Raw genomic sequence first — 19,478 nt, 5'->3', positions numbered from 1 at the left:
CGGGCGCGCCGCCGACGGCGTCCGGCCGCAACGCCGGCGCCGCGGGCCCGCAACACCCGCTGTGTACTCTCGGCCCGTGCACCAGCAGACGATTCTCCAGCCCGGCACGGGGACGAGCGCCGGCGCCGGCACCGCCGTCGTCGACGGGGCCGCGTACCTGCCCACCTCGACCGAGACCGCCTACTGGGGCCGGCTGCCCTGCGCGGCGGACCGCGCGGTGCTGGCCGTGGACCCGGGCGACGAGGTCGTCGTCGACACCCTGTCCCACGAGGGCATCCTGGAGGACCAGGGCGGCGACCCGCTCGCCTGGTTCGCGGAGCGCGGCGTCGCCGAGGACGCCGTCCTGGCCGACGCCGTCGAGCTCGCCGCCGCCCGCACGTCCCGCCTGGGCGCCCGCACGCCCGGCCTGCCCGACGTGCCGGGAGCGCACGGCGGCCACGTCGTCACCGGGCCTGTCGAGGTGCGCGGCGCGCGGCCGGGCGACCTCCTCGCGATCCGCGTGCTGTCCACCGACCCCCGGGTGCCGTACGGCGTGATCTCCAACCGGCACGGCCGCGGCTCCCTGCCCGGCGAGTACCCGGCCGGCGGGGCGGACATCGTGAGCGTCTTCGCCCAGGTGGACTCCTGGGCCGACGGCGCGGGGCGCGGCTCGATCCCGCTCGCCGAGGGCGCCGAGCGCCGCGTGGGCTTCGATCTGCACCCGTTCCTCGGCATCATGGGCGTCGCCACCGCCGGGGACGAGCGGCCGCACTCGGTGCCGCCGGGGCCGTTCGGCGGCAACATCGACATCAACCTGCTGGGCGCAGGCTCCACCCTGTACCTGCCGGTGCAGGTGGCCGGCGCGCTCGCGTACGTGGGCGACCCGCACTTCGCGCAGGGCGACGGCGAGGTGGCGCTCACCGCGTTCGAGGCCTCGCTCCGGGTGCGGCTCGGCTTCGACCTCGTCCCGGCCGCCGACGCCGTCGCCGCCTTCGGCGAGCTGGCCGGCCCGCTCGCCGAGACCACGGAGTTCCTGGTGCCGACCGGGCTGGACCGTGACCTCGACGTGGCCGTGCAGAACTGCGTGCGCGCGGCGATCGCGCTGCTGGAGGTGCGGTACGGGATGTCGCCCGCGCACGCCTACGCGTACCTGTCGGCCGCCACGGACTTCGACATCTCGCAGGTGGTCGACGTGGTCAAGGGCGTGCACGCACGGATCCGCAAGGCGGACTTCCAGCCACGCTAGGGCGCGCTGCGGCCCGCCGGCGGCGAGCCGTGCGGCGCGCCCCAACGAGTCGAACGTAGGGACGGTCGGCGCTTGAGCGTTCATGCGCCGACAGGCCCTACGTTCGGCCACTCCTACGGACGCGCCCGCGACCCTACGCGGCTCGCTGGCGGTCGTGGCGGTCGGGGAGCCGCTCGAAGCCTGCCGACACGTACGTGGCGACCGCGCCGACGAGCGCGGCCTCCGTGATGACGACGGCGCTGGACGACCCGAGCTCGCGCAGCGCGGCCGCACCGGCCACGGTGATCGCCCGGCCGTAGCCGCGACCGCGGTGGTCCGGGTGCACGCCCAGGGGCTCGACGAGGCCGGGCCTGCCGGGGCCGGCCGACCAGACGGTCGTCGCGCCGACGGGCACTCCCGCGTCGTCGTAGGCGAGCAGGCAACGCGCGTCGGCGTACAGCGGGCCGGCCGCCATGTCGTGCCAGCGCTCGTCCGTGAACGTCGGGCCGCCGAACGCCTCCCGGTGCACGCGGGTCCGGTCGCTCACGCGGTCCGGGCCGACCACCTCGACCCGCACGCCCGGGTCCTCGACGGGGTCGGTGAGGTCGCGCTGCAGCGGCGTGAACGGCTCCTCGGTGCGCCAGCCCTCGGCCGCGAGCAGGTCGCTCACCAGGGCGCCCGGCGGCGCCTCGACGCTGACCTCCCCGTCCGGGAGCACCCCGCGCTCCGGCGCCGTCACGTCGGCGACCAGCCGCCGCGCCAGCTCCTCGTCGCGGTGGGCGTCGGGCGCCGTCGTCATGCGCAGCACCCGTGCCCCGTCGAGGAGGCCGACGGCGAGCACCCGGCCGTCCCGGCTCCAGGTCCGGACGGCCGCCGCGGCGGTCCCGGCGCCGAACCGCTGGTACCAGCCCACGTCCCCGGGGTGCAGCTGCACGGGCCGGGCATCGTCCTGCCACGCGCGCAGCGCGTCGGTCGCGACGGCCAGGTCGCCCGTGCCGGGCGTGCTCATGATGACGGTCATACGGCGATCCAACCCCGCGGCCCACCGGCTCGCGATCTTTTTTCTGGCCCACGTGTGCCATGCCCGCGGCGTGCATCTTGGTGCCAGGAGCGCGGTAGTTGTCCCGAGCAGTCATTCACGGTTCGTGGCACCGTCATCCCACTTCCCGGCATTGTCCGTGAATTGCAAACATTTTCCTATCCGGTCCGGCATCCCGAATCGGCAGAGAAAGCACCGGGCCGGAGAACGGCCCGCTGAAGGGAGAATGTTGATGAGAAGAGCACCTGCGCTTCTCGCGATGATCGCGTTGCTGGCCACCTTCCTGGGGGCCTTCGTGAGCGTGGCGGGACCTGCGTCCGCCGCGGCACGTGACGGGGTCTGCGACAGCGGCGAGTTCTGTTACTACTACAACAGCGACAACGCGGGGTCCGTCTCGGACTTCACGGGCTCGGTGAGCGACTACGGCACCGCGCAGCCGTCCTGCTACGACTTCAAGGGGTCGGGCAACGGCCAGGGCGAGTGCATCAAGAACAACGCGGCCTCGGTGTGGAACCGGACCGGCGAGAACGTCCGTGTCTACTACAACACCGGCTACGGCGGCGAGTACCAGAACATCGGCTCGGGCTACAAGGGCCAGCTCAGCGCGGAGCTGTACAACAACAACGCCTCGCACCAGCTCGTCGGCAGCACCGGCAACGACACCGGGGCACGCAGCGGCACCTGCGAGGACGGCGAGTTCTGCTACTACTACAACAGCGGCAACGCGGGGTCGATCTCCGACTTCACCGAGTCCGCCGGCAGCTACGGCGACTCGCAGCCCACGTGCTACGACTTCAAGGGTGCCGGCGCCGGCCAGGGCGAGTGCATCAAGAACAACGCCGCGTCGGTGTGGAACCGGTCGACCAAGACCGTCCGGGTCTACTACAACAGCAACTACGCGGGCACCTACCAGGACGTCGCCCCGGGGTTCAAGGGCGCGCTCAACAGCACGCTCTACAACAACAACGCCTCGCACCAGTTCGTCGGGGCGACCGCCCCCGGTGGCGGCTCGCGCAGCGGCACCTGCGAGAGCGGCGAGATCTGCTACTACTACAACAGCGGCAACGCGGGGTCCATCTCGGACTTCTCCGACTCGGTCGGTGACTACGGCACCTCGCAGCCGTCGTGCTACGACTTCAAGGGTGCGGGCGCCGGCCAGGGCGAGTGCATCAAGAACAACGCCGCGTCGGTGTGGAACCGGTCCAGCAAGACCGTCTGCGTCTACTACAACAGCTACTACGGCGGTTCCTCGCAGGCCGTGGCGGCGGGCTTCAAGGGCGCGCTGAACGGCACGCTCTACAACAACAACGCCTCCCACAAGTTCATCACGGGCACCACGTGCCCGGTCTCCGAGGGTCCGGTCGACCCGGGCAGCCCCGGTGGCGACACCAGCGGCGACTACGCGCAGAAGGTCGAGCGGGTCATCCAGGCCGCGCTGGCCCAGACCGGCCAGGGCTACACCTACTCCTGGGGCGGCGGCAACAAGTACGGCCCGACCTACGGCATCTGCTGCAGCCCGGGCGGCTACGACGACCGGAGCCGGTTCGGCTTCGACTGCTCCGGCCTGACGCAGTACGCGTTCTGGCAGGGTGCGGGCGTCGACATCGGCACCTACACCGGCGCCCACCTCAGCAAGGGCACCAAGGTCTCCATGAGCAACCTGCAGCGCGGTGACCTGATCATGTGGGGTGGCTGGTCGAGCACCTATCACGTGGCGATATACCTAGGAAACGGCCAGATGGTCGAGGCGGCGCCACCGCGCAACTCGACCAGCGTGCACGTGACGAACGTCTACGGGGGTGACTTCGGTATCCGGGTGAACATGTGATCCGGTCACCCGGCTGACAATGGCACGGTCCTGCCACCGAATGCGGTGGCAGGACCGTGCCATTTGCTGTCCGCGCGGCAGGAATTGTCGTGGCACGGTCAGGTCAGTGCCATTGTCTTGTTACCCGGCCGACGGCGGGAAAGAATGAAAGACAGAAAGCAAGAATCCCGCGTCGAAACGGAGAATTCATCGTGCGTATCAACAACGTGCAGCGCGTCGCCGTCGTCGTCCTCACCGCCCTCCTGCTCACCGGTACCGGCCAGGTCGCCGCCAGTGCCTCCGACCCCCAGTGGGAGACGGCCCCGCCGACCCCCGCCCAGCCCTGACGATCGATGCGGGTCGTCAGCATCCATGTCGAGGCGCCCACCACGGCCTGGACCACGTCGGCGGAGCTCGTCGAGGCGGTCCAGGCCGTCGCCGTACCGCAGGATCAGCTGATGCACGTCTACGCCGGCACGCTGCCCACGGGGTTCGGCGTGGTGATCTTCCTGCTGGTCCCGCTGGAGCAGGCGGCGGCGACAGGGTGCCGCCTGCTGCTCGCCGCGGCGGACTCCCTCGAGCTGCGCGAATGGTCGCTGGGCGCGGTCCGGGTCTGGAGCCCGGCGGAGCTCAGCTGAGGTCGGCCGGGTCCAGCCAGCCCCGGTCCAGCGCCCGCGCGCCGGCCTGGAAGCGGCTGCCGGCGTCCAGCTGCTCCATGAGGGCGCTGCTGAGGCGGCGCACCGTCCGCAGGGACACGCCCAGCCGGCGGCCGGCGGTCTCGTCGGTGGCGCCCTTGGCCCACAGCCGGAGCAGCTCGTGCTCCTGGACCGACAGGCCGTCGTCGTCGCGCCGCCGGTCCGCGCCGAGCGGGGTGGCCGAGCGCCAGGTCTGCGTGAACAGCGCCATGAGGGCGGCCACGACGCCGGGGGAGGTCATCACCACCGCGCCGGAGCCCGCCTCGGTGTTGGCCAGCGGGACCATCGCGTAGCCCTGGTCGATGATCTGCAGCCGGACGGGGACCGTCGCGGCGAGCCGCACCTCGGCCCCGTTGTTGCGCAGCCAGGTCGCGTGGTCCCAGGTGGCCTGGTCGTTGCGGATGCTCTCCAGGTACACGGTCCGCATGCGCACGCCCCGGTCCAGCAGGCGCTGGCTCAGCGCCCGGCTCGACTCCAGCGCGCGCGACGACGTGGCCCGGGTGGGCACGAACGTGCAGAGCTGCTGCGTGCACCGTTCGGTGAGCGTCGCGAGGCGGTCGCGCGCCTCCTCCGCGGTCTCCAGCACTTCGACGTCGGGCCCCTTGCGCACGTTCTGCAGCTCGGAGACGAGGCGCGCCAGGGCGACGCGGCCCTCCTCGATCTCCTGGTTGCGCTGCGCGACCTGCGCCTGCTCCCGGGCGAGGAGGGCGGCGAGCCCGATCTCCGGGCTGACAGGGCGGAACCCGTCGTCGCCCGCCCACGACGCCTCGACGAGCATCAGGCGGGAGAGCTCGTCCAGTGCGTCGCGGACCTGCCGCTCGTCGATCCCGAGGGCCTCGGCGATCTGGTCGGGTCCCGCATCGCGGTCGCGCAGCATCTGCAGGTAGACGGACTCGGCCGTTCCGGACAGCCCCAGGCCTTGCAGCATCTTCGACTCCCCGATCGGACAGACCAAAGGGGCGCCCGGTGGCAGTCCCGGTCTCGGAGGATCGCACAGGGCCGACGGGCGCGACCAGAGGTTTGCGCGGACTTCACCCGCTGCCCGTTGTGGGCCGCTGACCTGCGAACTCTCCCTCCTACCGGGGTCTGCCCGTCGCTCGTCGCCCGGTCCGCTCCCGGAGGTGCGCTTCTACCCCGTCATTGCGCCCGGAACTCGCTGCATTCCGGGCCCAATGACGGGGTAGAAGCGCACCTCCGGCCAGCCCGGGCCCGCACGTGGGCCTGGCAGCATGTGCGCATGGCTTCTGATCTCAGCGTGTGGCGGGTCCGGCCCGAGCCCGGTCCGCTGGTCGCCCCCACCGGTTCCGGCGTGCTCGACGGCGAGACCGTCGCGGTCAAGGACCTGTTCGCCGTGGCCCGCGAGCGCGTCGGTGCGGGCAACCCGGCCTGGCTCGCGGCTGCGCCCGTCGAGGAGGAGCACGCCGACGCCGTCGCGCGGCTGCTCGACGCCGGTGCCGCCGTGGCGGGCATCGCGCAGACCGAGGAGTTCGCCTACTCGCTGACCGGGGCGAACGCGCACCACGGCACCCCGCCCAACCCGCGCGCGCCGGGGCGGATCAGCGGCGGCTCGACGTCGGGCCCGGCCACGGCGGTCGCCGCCGGCCAGGCGAGTATCGCCCTGGGCACCGACACCGGCGGGTCGGTTCGGGTGCCCGCCGCCTACCAGGGGCTGTGGGGCATCCGGCCGACGCACGGCGCGGTGTCGTCCGGGGGCCTGCTGCCCCTGGCCCCGTCGTTCGACACCGTGGGCTGGCTCGCCCGCGACGCCGGCACGCTGGCCCGGGTGGGCGAGGTGCTGCTCCCGGCCGATCCGGCCCCGCTCCCGGAGGGTGCGCCGCTCGTGGTGAGCGACGCCCTGCTGGACCTGGCCGCGCCCGAGGTGCGCGACGCCGTCGGGCAGCTCGCGCGGGCCGCCGGTGCGCAGCCGGTCGACTGGGCGCCCGAGCCGGCCTGGCTCGCCGCGTTCCAGACGCTCCAGGCGGCCGAGGCGTGGGCCGTGCACGGCGCGTGGCTGGCCGACCGGATGGACACCCTCGGCCCCGCGGTGCGCGGGCGGTTCGAGCGGGCGCGGTCGATCGGCGCGGCCGACGCCGAGGCGGCGCGGGCCGACGTCGCGCGGGCGCGGGCACAGATCCGGGACCGGCTGGGGGAGCGGGTGCTCGTGCTGCCGTCCACGGCGACCGTCGCGCCGCGGCCCGAGGACGCCGAGGCCGCCCGCGAGGCGACGATGCTGCTGACCTGCGTCGCGGGCCTCGGCGGCCTGCCGGCGGTGTCGGTGCCGGTGACGACGTCGGGCGGGCTCCCGGCGGGCGCCTGCCTGGTCGGCCCGGCAGGCTCGGACCGCGCGCTGCTCGCGCTGGCGTCCCGTCTCGCGCTGTAGCGGGCGGAGCGTCGGCTGCCGAACGTAGGGTTGATCGGCGCATCAGGCCTCATGCGCCGATCAACCCTACGTTCGGCGTGACCCTGCGTGAGCGGCGGCGTCGGCGAAGATTTACGGGCCTGAAACTCGTGTGCCACTCGCAAATCGCGTTGAAACCGTAGATTTGTCTCATGGACCTCGCGACGTTCAACGCCCTGTCCCCGTCCGACGCCGCGGCGGCGGTCCGCCCGTGCGCCGACGTCGACTCCTGGGTCGACGAGGTGGTGGCCGGCCGCCCCTACCTGCGCCGGGACCAGCTGCTGGTGCACGCCATGCGGTCGGCCGCGGACTGGGGGGCCGCCGAAGTCGACGCGGCCCTGGCGCACCACCCGCGGATCGGCGAGCGTGCCACGGGGGACAGCGCCGAGGCGCGGCTGTCCCGCACCGAGCAGCCCACCGCGGCCGAGGCGACGGCCGCCCGGATCGCCGAGGGCAACGTCGCCTACGAGGCGCGGTTCGGCCGCATCTTCCTGGTCCGGGCGGCGGGCCGCACCGCGGAGCAGATCCTCGAGAACCTCACCGAGCGGCTGGCCAACGACCCCGCCGCCGAGGCGCTGGTCACGGCGGAACAGCTGCGCCAGATCGCCCTGCTGCGGCTGGAGGCCCTCGTCGACGAGACCACCGAGGCGCCCGCCGAGGCGCCGGCCACCCCGGACCCGGCGGTGGCGCCATGAGCACCGCCTCCACCCACGTGCTGGACGCCGCCCGCGGCCTCCCGGCCGCCGGGCTCGCGGTCACCCTGGGCATCCGGCAGGCCGTGACCGACGACGACGGCCGTATCGCCTGGGGCGAGGTCACGCCCGGCCGGCACGTCCTGACGTTCGCCGCCGGCGACTGGTTCGCGGCGCAGGGCCGCGACACGTTCTTCGGGCAGGTGCTGCTCGACGTGGTGCTCGGACCCGAGCACACGCACGTCGCGCTGCTGCTGAGCCCGTTCGCCTACACCACCTACCGGGGGAGCTGAATGTCGATAGTCCTGGGGCCCAACCAGTACGGGAAGGCCGAGGTGCGGCTGGTGCGCGTCGACCGTGACACCGCACGGCACCGCATCACCGACCTGAACATCACCTCGCAGCTCCGCGGCGACTTCCGGGCCACCCACGAGACCGGGGACAACACGGGCGTCATCGCCACCGACACGCAGAAGAACACCGTGCAGGCGTTCGCGCGGGACGGCGTCGGCTCGCCGGAGACGTTCCTGCTACGCCTCGCCCGGCACTTCCTCGCCGAGCCCCAGGTCACGGGCGGGCGCTGGCGTGCGGAGCAGTACGGCTGGGAGCGCATCGCGACGGGCGCGCCCGTGACGGGCACACCAGGGGCCGACGGCGGGACGGGCCACGACCACGCGTTCGTCCGCGGCGCCGCCGAGCGCCGCACGGCCCTCGTGCACGCCGACGACGACGGTCTGGCCGTGCTCGCTGGCCTGAGCGACGTCACCGTGCTGAAGTCCACCGGGTCGGAGTTCTCCGGGTTCCCCCGCGACCGGTACACGACGCTCCCCGAGACCGACGACCGCATCCTCGCGACCGACGTCACCGCCTGGTGGCGGTACGACGCGTCGTTCGCCGAGGCCGCCGGCCCGGCGGACTACGACGAGCGGTTCACCGCCGTGCGCGGGCTGCTGCTGAGCACGTTCGCCGAGCTGCACTCCCTGGCCCTGCAGCAGTCCGTCTACGCGATGGGCAGCGCCGTGCTGGAGGCGTTCGACGACGTCGCCGAGATCCGCCTGTCGTGCCCCAACAACCACCACTTCCTGGTGGACCTGGAGCCGTTCGGCCTGGACAACCCCGGCGAGGTGTTCTTCGCCGCCGACCGGCCGTACGGCCTGATCGAGGCGGCCGTGCAGCGGTCGGAGAACGCAGGGCCGGAGCACCCCGTGTGGTCGACGATCGGAGGGTTCGTATGAGCATCGTCCTCGCGTCCGAGCGGGTGCTGGTCGAGGGCGAGCTGCGCCCCGCCGTCCTGCGCCTCGACGGCGACCGCATCGACCAGGTGTGGTGGGGCACGAGCGACCCCGACGCCGTGCTGAAGCCCGCCGACGACCTGTTCGGCGAGGTGCTCGGCGCGACCCCGGAGCCCCCGCCCGAGGTGGTGCGCCTGGGCGAGAAGGTGGTGCTGCCTGGCGTCGTCGACACGCACGTGCACGTCAACGAGCCCGGCCGCACCGCGTGGGAGGGCTTCGCGTCCGCGACCCGCGCCGCCGCGCTCGGCGGCGTCACCACGATCGTGGACATGCCGCTCAACTCGCTGCCGCCCACCACGAGCGTCGCCGCGCTGGAGACCAAGCGTGCCGCGGCCGAGGCCGTCCGCGACCGCGGCGAGCTGTTCTGCGACGTCGGCTTCTGGGGCGGCGCGGTGCCCGGCAACGTCGAGGACCTGGAGCCCCTCTGGGACGCCGGCGTCTTCGGGTTCAAGTGCTTCCTCGCCGACTCGGGCGTGCCCGAGTTCCCGCCGCTCGGCCCGGACGAGCTGCTGAAGGCCATGGACCGGATCGCCCGGTTCGGCGGGCTGCTCATCGTCCACGCCGAGGACCCGGCGGCGCTCGCGGCGGCGCCGCACCGGCCCGGCCGCGCCTACGCGGACTTCCTGGCCTCCCGCCCCCACGACGCGGAGACGACGGCGATCGCCGGGCTGCTCGACGCCGTCCGCGAGACGGGCACACCCACCCACGTGCTGCACCTGTCGTCCGCGCGGGCGCTGGACCTGCTGCAGGAGGCGAAGGACGAGGGGCTGCCCGTCACCGTCGAGACCTGCCACCACTACCTGGTGCTGGACGCCGAGCACGTGCCCGACGGCGACGCCGCGTTCAAGTGCTGCCCGCCCATCCGCGACCGCGGCAACCAGGACGCCCTCTGGGACGGGCTGCGCGCGGGGATCATCGACTCCGTGGTCAGCGACCACTCGCCGGCCACCGCCGAGGAGAAGTCCGGCGGCAGCCGGCCCGGCGAGACGGACCTCCAGGCCGCCTGGGGCGGCATCTCCGGCCTCCAGGCGGGCTTCCTCGCCCTGGCCGACGCCGCCCGACGGCGCGGCGTGCCCCTGTCCGAGGTGTCCCGCTGGACCTCGGCGAACACCGCCGCGCTCGTCGGCCTGGACCGCGGCAAGCGTCCGCGCGGCGTCATCGCCGAGGGCGCCGCGGCCGACCTGCTGGTCTACGACCCCGACGCGTCCACCACCTTCCGCGCCGCCGAGATGGCACACAAGAACAAGATCAGCGCGTACGACGGCCTGACGGTCCAGGGCGCCGTGGTGCCCGTGCCGGACGGCCGCGCGGCCGCCGGCGTGAGCCGGGGGACGCTGCTCAGGAGGCCCGCATGACCCAGATCCACCCGCCCGCGCGTCTCCTGATGGGCCCCGGGCCCGTCGACGCCGACCCGCGCGTCCTGCGCGCCATGGCCGCGCCGCTCGTGGGCCAGTTCGACCCGTTCATGACCGACACGATGACCGAGGCCATGCTCCTGTGGCGCACCGTCTGGGACACCGCCAACGAGCAGACGCTGCTCGTGGACGGCACGTCCCGCGCGGGCATCGAGGCGGCGCTCGTGTCCCTGCTGGAGCCGGGCGACCGGGTGCTCGTGCCGGTCTTCGGGCGGTTCGGGCACCTGCTCGCCGAGATCGGCGCCCGCGCCGGGGCCGAGGTGCACACGATCGAGGCCGAGTGGGGCACGGTCTTCACGCCGGACCAGATCGAGGACGCCGTCCGCCGCGTGCGGCCGCGCCTGCTCGCCGTCGTGCACGGGGACACCTCCACGACCATGGCGCAGCCGCTCGCCGACCTCGGCCGCATCGCGCACGAGCACGACGCGCTGCTGTACGTCGACGCCACGGCCACGCTCGGCGGCAACCCGTTCCACACCGACGAGTGGGGCATCGACGCCGCGACCGCCGGGCTGCAGAAGTGCCTGGGCGGCCCGTCGGGCAGCGCGCCGGTGACGCTCTCGCCCGCCGCCGTGGCCGCGATCGACCGGCGCCGGCACGTCGAGGCCGGGATCCGGACCGCGGACGACGTCGCGCCGCACGGGGTGCCCATCCAGTCCAACTACCTCGACCTCGCGCAGATCATGGAGTACTGGGGCCCGCGCCGCCTCAACCACCACACCGAGGCCACGTCCATGCTCTACGCCGCGCGCGAGTGCGCCCGGCTCCTGGTCGCCGAGGGCATGGCCACGGCCGTGGACCGGCACGCGCAGCACGGCGCCGCGATGCTGGCCGGCGTGCTCGGGCTGGGCCTGGAGGTGTTCGGCGACGTCGCGCACAAGATGCACAACGTGGTCGCCGTGCGCATCCCCGACGGCGTGGACGGCGACGCCGTGCGCGGCGGCCTCCTGGACGACTTCGGCATCGAGATCGGCACCTCCTTCGGCCCCCTGCACGGCGTGGTGTGGCGCATCGGCACCATGGGCTTCAACGCCCGCCGCGACGCCGTCCTGACCACGCTCGCGGCCCTGGAGCACGAGCTGCGCCGGGCCGGGTTCCACGCCCCCGCGGGCGGCGGCGTCACGGCGGCGCTCGCGGCGTACGACGGCGCGGGCCACGGCGGCTTTCCCGACACGGTTCCCAGCACCGGCACCGGCACCGGCACCGGCACCGGCACGGACGCCGTCGTCGCGAAGGAGGCACGCCTGTGACCGAGATCGGCACCACCGAGTGGGTCATGGCCCGGTGCGACGACCTGACGCGGCACTCCGCGCGGCCGGACGCCCTGGAGCGCGTGTACCTCTCGCCCGAGCACTCCGCCGCCAACACCGCGGTGCGGGCCTGGATGCTGGACGCCGGCCTGGACACCGAGATCGACGCCGCCGGGAACATCTGGGGACGGCGCGCCGCCGACGGCACGCCCCAGCGTCCCGCCACCCCGGGCGAGCCCGCGCTCGTGCTCGGCTCCCACCTCGACACCGTGCCCGACGCCGGGCGCTACGACGGGATGCTCGGCGTGGTGCTCGCGATCGCCGTCGCGCACCGGCTGCGCGACACGGTCCTGCCGTTCGCACTGGAGGTCGTGGGGTTCTCCGACGAGGAGGGCACCCGGTTCGGCAAGGCGCTGCTCGGGAGCTGCGCGGCGTCGGGCCAGTGGGACCCGGCCTGGTGGGACCAGGCGGACGCCGACGGCGTGACCCTGCGCGAGGCGTTCCTGCGGTTCGGCCTGGCCCCGGACCGCGTGGGCGACGCCGCCCGCAACCCTGCTGACCTGGTCGGATACCTGGAGGCGCACATCGAGCAGGGGCCCGTGCTGGAGGCCGAGGGCCTGCCGCTCGGGTACGTCACGACCATCGCCGGGGCGCGGCGGTTCGTGCTGACCGTCACCGGCGAGGCCCGGCACGCGGGCGGCACGCCGTTCGCCCGACGCCGGGACGCGCTGGTCGCCGCCGCGCACCTCGTCACGCGGATCGAGCAGCTGGCCCGGGCGACCGACTGCCTCGCCACCGTGGGCGACCTGCGCGTCGAGCCCGGCGCCGTCAACGTGATCCCCGGCCGGGCCGAGCTGACCCTCGACCTGCGCGGGCGCACCGACGCCGGCCGCGACGCGCTGTGGGACCAGATCGCCGCGGCCGGGCGGGAGATCGCCGCCGCGCGGGGCGTCACGTTCGAGCACGCCGAGACCCACCGGGCGCCGTCCACCACGTGCGCCCCGCGGCTGATCGACGCCGTCGCGTCGGGTATCGCGGAGGCGACCGCGACGTCGTCGGAGCCGCTGGGGCTGTGGAGCCCCGCCGGCCACGACGGCATGGCGATGGACGCCGTGACCGACGTGGGCATGCTGTTCCTGCGCTGTCGCGACGGGATCAGCCACCACCCGGACGAGCACGTGGACGCCGCGGACGTGGGCGTGGCCCTGGAGGCCTACACGGCCGCGGTGCTGGCCCTGGCGAAGGAGATCGGATGACATCGCTCGCGGACCGCCCGCTCGAGGACCGGATCGCTGCCGGCTACCGGGAGCTGTCCCCGCAGGAGCGCCGTGCCGCGGACGCCCTGCTCGACCACCTCGGCGACCTCGGGACCTACCGCGCCACGGAGCTCGCCGCCCTGGCGGGGGTGTCCAAGGCGACGATGAGCCGGCTGTTCCGCAAGCTCGGCTACGAGGACTTCGAGGGGCTGCGCGAGGACCTGCGCACGCAGCGCGGGCGCGGCCTGCCCATCGCCGTCGACCCGTCGCCCGGCCTGCGCGAGCGGCTGGAGCAGGAGGTCAAGAACCTGGAGAAGGTCTACGCGGCGCTCGACGACGGCCTGCTCGACCAGATCGCGGACGCGCTCGCGACCGCGCGCGACGTGGTGGTCGTCGGCCGCCGCGGGTCGCTCGGCCCCGCGACCCAGCTCCGCCGCAACCTGATCCAGGTGCGCGGGCGCGTGCACCTGGCACCCGGCCCCGGCCAGTCGCTGGCCGACGACCTCGTGGGGCTCGGCCCCGACGACGTCGTCGTGGTGGTCTCGATCCGCCGGCACGCGTTCCGGGTGGGGGAGATGGTCGAGTCGCTGCTGGCCGACGGCGTTCGCGTGCTGCTGCTCGCCGACACCAGCCTGCGGCACCTCGCCGGCAGCGTGACCTGGTGGATCGAGTGCCCCATCGCGACCGAGGGCGCGTTCGACTCGCTGGTCGCGCCGGTCAGCGTCGTGGCGATGCTGTCCGACCGGGTGCACGAGGTGCTCGACGGTGCGGGCGCGCGCGTCGAGGCGATCGACGCCCGGTACGAGCTGCTGCGTGAGATCGACGAGAGGTGACCTGCGCTCCATGGATCTCGACATCGACACCGTGCGGGTGGCGCGGAGCCGCGCCGACTGCGCGCTGCTGCCCGGCGAGGCGTTCCTCGGCGGGGGCACGTTCCTGTACTCGGAGCCGGTGCGCCCCGGGGTGACCGGCCTCGTGGACCTCATGGGGCTCGGCTGGGAGCCGTGGTCCGTGGACGGGTCCGGGCTGCGGGTGGCCGGCACGTGCACCCTGGCGGAGCTGGTGGCCGGGCCGGGTTCGCTCGGCGCTCCGGCGGGCGACCGGTCCGGTGCGCCGGGGCCGTACCGGGCGCTCGGGATCGTGGGGGAGTGCGTCTCGGCGCTGTCGCTGTCGGCGAAGGTGGCCCGGACCGCGACCGTCGGCGGCAACCTGGCGCTCGGCCTGCCTGCCGGGTCGATGGTCGGGCTGTTCGTGGCGCTCGACGCCCGGGCGGTCGTCTGGACGCCGGACGGCGGCTCCCGGGAGCTGCCGGTCGCCGACCTGGTCACGGGCGCGGGCCGGGTCGACCTGGCCCCGGGCGAGCTGCTCCGCGAGGTGCGGGTGCCGGGTCTCGCGCTCGGGGCGCGGACGGCGTTCCGGCGGGCCTCGCTCACCCCGACCGGTCGGACGGCGGCCATGGTGACGGGGCGGGCGCTGCCGGGCGGTGCGGGGTCGGACGCAGCCGGGCCGGACGGTGCCGGGCCGGGCCGGGTGCTGCTCGTCGTGTCGGCGTCGACGCCGGTGCCGCACGCGCAGCTCGTGCGGGCGGGCGACCACGGCGCGCTGGACCACTGGATCGACTCGGTCGACGTCGCGGCCGGCTGGTACGAGGACACCCACGGCACCGCCGACTGGCGTGCCGCGATGACCCGGCGCCTGGCGCACGAGGCGCTCGACGAGCTGGGCGGCGGAGCATGAGGGTCGACGGCGCCGACGTCACGGCCGAGCCCCGGCCGGGCCAGTGCCTGCGCACCTACCTGCGCGAGCAGGGCACGACGTCCGTGAAGAAGGGCTGCGACGCGGGCGACTGCGGCGCGTGCACGGTGCTGCTCGACGGCGCCCCGGTGCAGTCGTGCCTGGTCCCCGCGCACCGAGCCGTCGACGCCGAGGTGGTCACCGCGAACGGGCTCGGCCGCTTCGGGCCGGGTGGCGACCCGGACGCCGACGCCGAGGAGCTGCACCCGGTGCAGCGCGCCTTCGTCCAGGCGGCCGGGTTCCAGTGCGGGTTCTGCACGGCCGGCATGGTGTGCACGGTCGCGGGCACGCCGGGTCTCGCCGCACCGGAACCGACCGACGCCGACGCCGGCCCGGCCGCCGACTCCCTGGACGAGGCGCTCAAGGGCAACCTCTGCCGCTGCACCGGGTACCGGTCGATCCGCGACGCCATCGCCGGGCACGTGAACACCGAGGTGGCGGAGCCGGGTCAGGCGTTCGGCCGCGCCGTCGTCGCGCCGGCCGCCGCCCGCGTGGTGCGCGGCCGCGAGCCCTACACCCTGGACGAGCCCGAGCCGCCCGGCCTGCTGCACGTCGCCGTGCTCGGCAGCCCGCACCCGCACGCCCGGATCACGCGCATCGACGCCACCACGGCGCGGGACGCGCCCGGCGTGCACCTCGTGCTCACGCACGAGGACGTGCCCGGCACGCTCTACTCGACCGGCCGGCACCAGAACCGGCTCGACGACCCCGACGACACGCGCATCCTCGACCCCGTGCTGCGGTTCGTGGGCCAGCGCGTCGCCGTCGCCGTCGCCGAGACGCCCCGGCAGGCGCGCGCCGCGCTCGGCCTGGTGGAGGTCGAGTACGAGGTGCTGCCCGCCGTCTTCGAGCCCGAGGCTGCCCGGAGCCCGGGCGCGCCCCTGCTGCACCCGGACAAGACGCCCGCCGAGCACCGCGTCGCGGAGGCGGGCCGCAACGTCGTCGTCCAGATCCACGAGGAGCACGCCGAACCGGGGCAGCCCGGCGTCGAGGCGGCGCTCGCGGCGTCGGCGGCGACCGTGACGGGCACCTGGACCACGGGGCGCGTCAACCACGTCGCCCTGGAGACCCACGGCGCGCGGGCCTGGCTGGAGCCGGGACCTGACGCGGACCGCACCGGAACGGAGGGCGACGTGCTGCACGTGCGCACCTCCACGCAGGTGCCGTTCCTCGTGCGCGACGAGCTCGCGCGGCTCCTGGACCTGCCGCAGGACCGCGTCCGCGTGGTCGCGGGACGCGTGGGCGGCGGGTTCGGGGGCAAGCAGGAGCTGCTCGTCGAGGACGTCGTGGCGCTCGCGACCCTGCGCACCCGGCGGCCCGTGCAGTGGGAGCTCACGCGCGAGCAGCAGTTCACGACCGTGCCGTGCCGGCACCCGTTCCGCGTCACGGTGCGCGCCGGGGCGTCCGCGACCGGCGAGCTGACGGCGCTCGCGATCGACGTCCTGGCCGACACCGGCGCCTACGGCAACCACGCGCCCGGCGTGCTGTTCCACGGCGTGCACGAGTCCATGGCCGTGTACCGCGCGCCGAACAAGCGCGTCGACGCCGAGTCGGTCTACACGAACAACGTGCCGTCCGGGGCGTTCCGCGGGTACGGGCTGGGGCAGGTGCAGTTCGCGATCGAGGGCGCGCTCGACGAGCTCGCCGCACGGCTGGACATCGACCCGGTCGAGCTGCGCCGCCGCAACGTCATCCGCCCCGGCGACCCGTTCGTCGTCGGGCAACCGGTGGACGGCGACCTGGAGTACGGGTCCTACGGGCTGGACCAGTGCCTCGACCTCGTCGAGGACGCGCTGGCCTCGGGCCGGGGCGAGGCGGTCCCGGAGGGCTGGGTCGAGGGGCGCGGGGTGGCGCTCGCGATGATCGCGACCATCCCGCCGCGCGGGCACTACACGCACGCGCGGGTCACGGTCGCGGAGGACGGCGACTTCGTGGTCGACGTCGGCACCGCCGAGTTCGGCAACGGCACCACGACGGTCCACGCGCAGCTCGCCGCGACGGAGCTCGGCGTGCCGGTCGACCGGGTGCGCGTGCGCCCGTCGGACACGGCGACGTCCGGCTACGACACGGGCGCCTTCGGCTCGGCGGGCTCGGTCGTAGCGGGCCTGGCGGTAGCCCGCGCGGCCGCCACGCTCCGCACCAAGCTGTTGAGTGCTGGCTATCTGCGCCCTGAAAACGATTCGAATGCGCAAATAGCCAGCACTCAGCGGGTGGGGGTTGGGTTGGTTGGCGAGGCTACGCATGACGGTTCGCCTCGGTCTGTCGCGTTCAACGTGCACGGGTTCCGGGTGGGCGTGCAGCGGGAGACCGGCCGGGTTCGGATCCTGCAGTCGGTGCAGGCGGCCGACGCCGGCGTCGTGATCAACCCCGAGCAGCTCCGTGGGCAGATCGAGGGCGGCGTGGCCCAGGCCATCGGCACGGCGATGACGGAGCGCATGGTGGTGCGCGACGGCGTGGTGGTCACCGACCGGCTGCGCCACTACCGGGTGCCGCAGGTCGCGGACGTGCCGCCCACCGAGGTGCTGTTCGCCGACACGGTGGACCGCCTCGGGCCCCGGGGCGCCAAGTCGATGAGCGAGGCGCCCTACAACCCCGTCGCCCCCGCGCTGGCGAACGCGATCGCCGACGCGACCGGCGTCCGCCCCCGCGACCTGCCGATGCAGCCCGACCGGCTGTGGCGCCTGCTCGGCCCAGCCGGAGCGGCGGGGTCGGCCGGCTCGGCAGGGCTGGCCGGGTCGGCCGCTACAGCAGCCGCACCGACCGGCCGTGCGGGTCGGTGAGCGCTACCGGCCGGCCGTCCCGGGCCAAGATGAACTGGGGCGAGAGGCCCGCGGGGAGCCGGGCCGCGACGTCGGGCAGCACGGTCCAGCCCTCGTTGCTCAGCCAGACGACGCCGCGCGTGCGCCGCAGGCGCTCCATCGTGCCGGTGAACTCCGCCAGCTCGGCGGCCGTCAGGTAGTAGAGCACCGCCGAGTTCTGCACCACCACGGTGGCCTCGGCGGGCGCGGCGGCGACCAGGTCTTCGACGCCGCTCAGCAGGTCGCCTCGCACCAGGTGCGGCGGGTCGGCAGCGACGACCCGGGCGGCCGCGCGCAGTGTCTCGACGCGGTCGGCGTGCTCGGGCCAGACGAGCGCCTCCAGCCAGGCCAGGTCGTCCGGGTCGCGCACGTCCAGCGGGTTGAGGTCGAGGCCGGCGCGCCACACGACGTCGGGCAGCCGGGCGGGGACCGGCCCCGCGTCGGCACCGGGCAGCCGGGCGGGGACCGGCCCCGCGACAGCGCCGGGCAGCCGGGCGGGGACCGGCCCCGCGACAGCACTGGGCACCCCGGCGGCGGCCGGCCCCTCGATGTCGCACGGGAGCAGCACCTCGCTCGGGCCGTCGGCCGGGTCGAGCCGGGTGCGGACGCCGTCGGGCGTCGTGTACAGGTAGGAGTACCGGTCGGGGTAGAGGCACAGCCCGGCGGACGCGCCCACCTCGACGAGTGCGACCGGCCCGTCGATCGCCGCCAGCGTGGGCACGAGCGTCGCGCAGCGCCGGGGCTCGTTGGTCTGCGTGGCCCGGGTCCGCATCTCGTGCTCGACGTCGGGCCAGGCGGCCGCAAGCCAGGACCGCACCCCGGCCCAGCCGCCCGTCGGCGCGCCGACCAGCCGCGCGGCCGCGAACAGCAGGTTGGGCTGCCGCTTGGGTTCCGGCAGGGTGTCGAGCAGCGCGCACACCTCCGGGTCGCCGGCGACGCCGAGCGCCCAGTCCTCGTAGGTGGGGGAGCCGCCGTTGCGGGCCTGGCTCCCGGCGAAATGCCGGTAGACGGCGGCGGTGTCCATGCGGCACACGCTAGCGGGGCCCCGCTGCGAGATCGGTCCCTTGCGTCGAGATCGGTCCATCGACCGACCGATCTCGATGCGACCGACCGATCTCGACGGAACGCCGACGCACCCCAAGCGGGCGAAACAGACGTTTCGATCAGGTGACCTCCTCGGAACGCCAGTGAAACGCAGCGGTGCGAGCATCGAAGGGTGACCAGCCCTCACCAGTCCTCCGACACCACGTCCCGGACAGCCGTCAGCCCCGAGGACGCCGCGTGGCTCGCCCGCGCCGTCGAGGTCGCGTCCCGGAACGTGGCCGACGGCGGTGGCCCCTTCGGGGCCGTCGTCGTGCGCGACGGCGTCGAGGTCGCGGCCGCCGGCAACCGCGTGACCCGGGACCTCGACCCCACGGCACACGCCGAGGTGGTGGCGATCCGGGCGGCCTGCCAGGAGCTCGGCACGTTCTCGCTCGCCGGGACCACGCTGTACGCCTCGTGCGAGCCGTGCCCGCTGTGTCTCTCCGCGGCGCTCTGGGCCCGGGTGGACCGCGTGGTGTTCGCCGCGGACCGGCACGACGCCGAGCGGGCGGGCTTCGACGACCGCGAGTTCTACGAGCTGCTCGACCGTGACCGGGCGACGTGGCCCAACCCCGTCGTCGAGCACCGGATCGAGCGGGCCGGGGAGCCCTTCGAGGCCTGGCGCGTGCACACCACGCGCGTCCCGTACTGACGCGCGCGCAACGGTTCACCCGGTGCGGCGGCACGTTTAACGGCCGTGTAACCGGCCGACGTGAGGCGTGAAACCGCAGGTCCCTAGCGTCCTGGGCAACGAG

18 protein-coding genes are annotated in these 19,478 nt (G+C 74.5%); 15 read left to right on the top strand and 3 right to left on the bottom strand.

Annotated features, from left to right (window positions below; translation table 11 throughout):
* Positions 1 to 76 precede the first annotated feature (76 nt).
* On the top strand, positions 77 to 1,225 hold the full coding sequence (locus ACFV9Q_RS11175) for an acetamidase/formamidase family protein (protein WP_377234474.1): 1,149 nt from the start codon (positions 77 to 79) through the stop codon (positions 1,223 to 1,225).
* A 133-nt stretch (positions 1,226 to 1,358) separates the two neighbouring features.
* Here the strand turns inward: ACFV9Q_RS11175 and ACFV9Q_RS11170 are convergent, their stop codons facing one another.
* On the bottom strand, positions 1,359 to 2,225 hold the full coding sequence (locus tag ACFV9Q_RS11170; RefSeq protein ID WP_377234473.1) for a GNAT family N-acetyltransferase: 867 nt from the start codon (positions 2,223 to 2,225) through the stop codon (positions 1,359 to 1,361).
* Positions 2,226 to 2,475: 250 nt separating this feature from the next.
* Between ACFV9Q_RS11170 and ACFV9Q_RS11165 the strand changes: the two genes are divergently transcribed.
* From ACFV9Q_RS11165 to ACFV9Q_RS11155, 3 genes are all read left to right on the top strand, one after another.
* On the top strand, positions 2,476 to 4,071 hold the full coding sequence (locus ACFV9Q_RS11165; protein WP_377234472.1) for a peptidase inhibitor family I36 protein: 1,596 nt from the start codon (positions 2,476 to 2,478) through the stop codon (positions 4,069 to 4,071).
* 191 nt (positions 4,072 to 4,262) lie between these two features.
* Entirely contained in the window at positions 4,263 to 4,397 is a 135-nt protein-coding gene (locus ACFV9Q_RS11160) for a hypothetical protein (protein ID WP_377234471.1), read from the top strand.
* Positions 4,398 to 4,403: 6 nt separating this feature from the next.
* Entirely contained in the window at positions 4,404 to 4,688 is a 285-nt protein-coding gene (locus ACFV9Q_RS11155; RefSeq protein WP_377234470.1) for a hypothetical protein, read from the top strand.
* On the opposite strand, the gene ACFV9Q_RS11150 is transcribed toward ACFV9Q_RS11155, so the two are convergent.
* Complete coding sequence (locus ACFV9Q_RS11150) at positions 4,681 to 5,673, bottom strand: LuxR C-terminal-related transcriptional regulator (RefSeq protein WP_377234469.1); 993 nt, start codon at positions 5,671 to 5,673, stop codon at positions 4,681 to 4,683. The two genes, ACFV9Q_RS11155 and ACFV9Q_RS11150, sit on opposite strands and share 8 nt — an antisense overlap.
* A gap of 309 nt (positions 5,674 to 5,982) precedes the next feature.
* Between ACFV9Q_RS11150 and ACFV9Q_RS11145 the strand changes: the two genes are divergently transcribed.
* From ACFV9Q_RS11145 to ACFV9Q_RS11100, 10 genes are all read left to right on the top strand, one after another.
* Positions 5,983 to 7,125, top strand: coding sequence for an amidase family protein (locus ACFV9Q_RS11145; RefSeq protein ID WP_377234468.1), 1,143 nt, complete (start codon positions 5,983 to 5,985; stop codon positions 7,123 to 7,125).
* A gap of 170 nt (positions 7,126 to 7,295) precedes the next feature.
* Positions 7,296 to 7,838 carry a 2-oxo-4-hydroxy-4-carboxy-5-ureidoimidazoline decarboxylase gene (uraD, locus tag ACFV9Q_RS11140; protein WP_377234467.1) on the top strand — a complete coding sequence of 181 codons (543 nt, stop codon included), beginning with the start codon at positions 7,296 to 7,298 and terminating at the stop codon, positions 7,836 to 7,838.
* Entirely contained in the window at positions 7,835 to 8,128 is a 294-nt protein-coding gene (locus ACFV9Q_RS11135) for a hydroxyisourate hydrolase (RefSeq protein WP_377234466.1), read from the top strand. The genes uraD and ACFV9Q_RS11135 overlap by 4 nt, the downstream gene beginning before the upstream one ends.
* On the top strand, positions 8,129 to 9,070 hold the full coding sequence (pucL, locus tag ACFV9Q_RS11130; protein WP_377234465.1) for a factor-independent urate hydroxylase: 942 nt from the start codon (positions 8,129 to 8,131) through the stop codon (positions 9,068 to 9,070).
* A complete protein-coding gene (gene allB / locus ACFV9Q_RS11125; protein WP_377234464.1) occupies positions 9,067 to 10,482 on the top strand; it encodes an allantoinase AllB in 1,416 nt (471 codons plus the stop codon). The genes pucL and allB overlap by 4 nt, the downstream gene beginning before the upstream one ends.
* Entirely contained in the window at positions 10,479 to 11,792 is a 1,314-nt protein-coding gene (locus tag ACFV9Q_RS11120; RefSeq protein WP_377234463.1) for a pyridoxal-phosphate-dependent aminotransferase family protein, read from the top strand. Before allB ends, ACFV9Q_RS11120 begins: the two co-directional genes overlap by 4 nt.
* On the top strand, positions 11,789 to 13,048 hold the full coding sequence (locus ACFV9Q_RS11115; RefSeq protein ID WP_377234462.1) for an allantoate amidohydrolase: 1,260 nt from the start codon (positions 11,789 to 11,791) through the stop codon (positions 13,046 to 13,048). Before ACFV9Q_RS11120 ends, ACFV9Q_RS11115 begins: the two co-directional genes overlap by 4 nt.
* Positions 13,045 to 13,881, top strand: coding sequence for a MurR/RpiR family transcriptional regulator (locus tag ACFV9Q_RS11110; protein ID WP_377234461.1), 837 nt, complete (start codon positions 13,045 to 13,047; stop codon positions 13,879 to 13,881). The genes ACFV9Q_RS11115 and ACFV9Q_RS11110 overlap by 4 nt, the downstream gene beginning before the upstream one ends.
* On the top strand, positions 13,862 to 14,785 hold the full coding sequence (locus tag ACFV9Q_RS11105; protein ID WP_377234460.1) for an FAD binding domain-containing protein: 924 nt from the start codon (positions 13,862 to 13,864) through the stop codon (positions 14,783 to 14,785). Before ACFV9Q_RS11110 ends, ACFV9Q_RS11105 begins: the two co-directional genes overlap by 20 nt.
* Entirely contained in the window at positions 14,782 to 17,622 is a 2,841-nt protein-coding gene (locus tag ACFV9Q_RS11100) for a molybdopterin-dependent oxidoreductase (protein ID WP_377234459.1), read from the top strand. Before ACFV9Q_RS11105 ends, ACFV9Q_RS11100 begins: the two co-directional genes overlap by 4 nt.
* Here the strand turns inward: ACFV9Q_RS11100 and ACFV9Q_RS11095 are convergent.
* Positions 17,585 to 18,664, bottom strand: coding sequence for a DUF2332 domain-containing protein (locus ACFV9Q_RS11095; RefSeq protein WP_377234458.1), 1,080 nt, complete (start codon positions 18,662 to 18,664; stop codon positions 17,585 to 17,587). The genes ACFV9Q_RS11100 and ACFV9Q_RS11095 overlap by 38 nt on opposite strands.
* Positions 18,665 to 18,856: 192 nt before the next feature.
* On the opposite strand from ACFV9Q_RS11095, the gene ACFV9Q_RS11090 reads away from it, so the two are divergent.
* Positions 18,857 to 19,375, top strand: a complete 519-nt coding sequence (locus ACFV9Q_RS11090) for a nucleoside deaminase (protein ID WP_377234457.1) — start codon at positions 18,857 to 18,859, stop codon at positions 19,373 to 19,375.
* Positions 19,376 to 19,478 lie beyond the last annotated feature (103 nt).

The sequence above is a fragment of the Promicromonospora sp. NPDC059942 genome (genome assembly GCF_042731755.1).
Taxonomy (GTDB): Bacteria; Actinomycetota; Actinomycetes; order Actinomycetales; family Cellulomonadaceae; genus Promicromonospora.
The sequence above is the reverse complement of the archived record's forward strand: the minus strand, read 5'-3'. Positions and strand labels throughout refer to the sequence as shown.

Coding starts and splice junctions, on each gene's coding strand:
- ACFV9Q_RS11135 (WP_377234466.1), top strand. CDS start 7,835: ATGAGCACCGCCTCCACCCACGTGCTGGACGCCGCCCGCGGCCTCCCG.
- ACFV9Q_RS11100 (WP_377234459.1), top strand. CDS start 14,782: ATGAGGGTCGACGGCGCCGACGTCACGGCCGAGCCCCGGCCGGGCCAG.
- uraD (WP_377234467.1), top strand. CDS start 7,296: ATGGACCTCGCGACGTTCAACGCCCTGTCCCCGTCCGACGCCGCGGCG.
- pucL (WP_377234465.1), top strand. CDS start 8,129: ATGTCGATAGTCCTGGGGCCCAACCAGTACGGGAAGGCCGAGGTGCGG.
- ACFV9Q_RS11145 (WP_377234468.1), top strand. CDS start 5,983: ATGGCTTCTGATCTCAGCGTGTGGCGGGTCCGGCCCGAGCCCGGTCCG.
- allB (WP_377234464.1), top strand. CDS start 9,067: ATGAGCATCGTCCTCGCGTCCGAGCGGGTGCTGGTCGAGGGCGAGCTG.
- ACFV9Q_RS11155 (WP_377234470.1), top strand. CDS start 4,404: ATGCGGGTCGTCAGCATCCATGTCGAGGCGCCCACCACGGCCTGGACC.
- ACFV9Q_RS11095 (WP_377234458.1), bottom strand. CDS start 18,664: ATGGACACCGCCGCCGTCTACCGGCATTTCGCCGGGAGCCAGGCCCGC.
- ACFV9Q_RS11165 (WP_377234472.1), top strand. CDS start 2,476: ATGAGAAGAGCACCTGCGCTTCTCGCGATGATCGCGTTGCTGGCCACC.
- ACFV9Q_RS11120 (WP_377234463.1), top strand. CDS start 10,479: ATGACCCAGATCCACCCGCCCGCGCGTCTCCTGATGGGCCCCGGGCCC.
- ACFV9Q_RS11110 (WP_377234461.1), top strand. CDS start 13,045: ATGACATCGCTCGCGGACCGCCCGCTCGAGGACCGGATCGCTGCCGGC.
- ACFV9Q_RS11150 (WP_377234469.1), bottom strand. CDS start 5,673: ATGCTGCAAGGCCTGGGGCTGTCCGGAACGGCCGAGTCCGTCTACCTG.
- ACFV9Q_RS11170 (WP_377234473.1), bottom strand. CDS start 2,225: ATGACCGTCATCATGAGCACGCCCGGCACGGGCGACCTGGCCGTCGCG.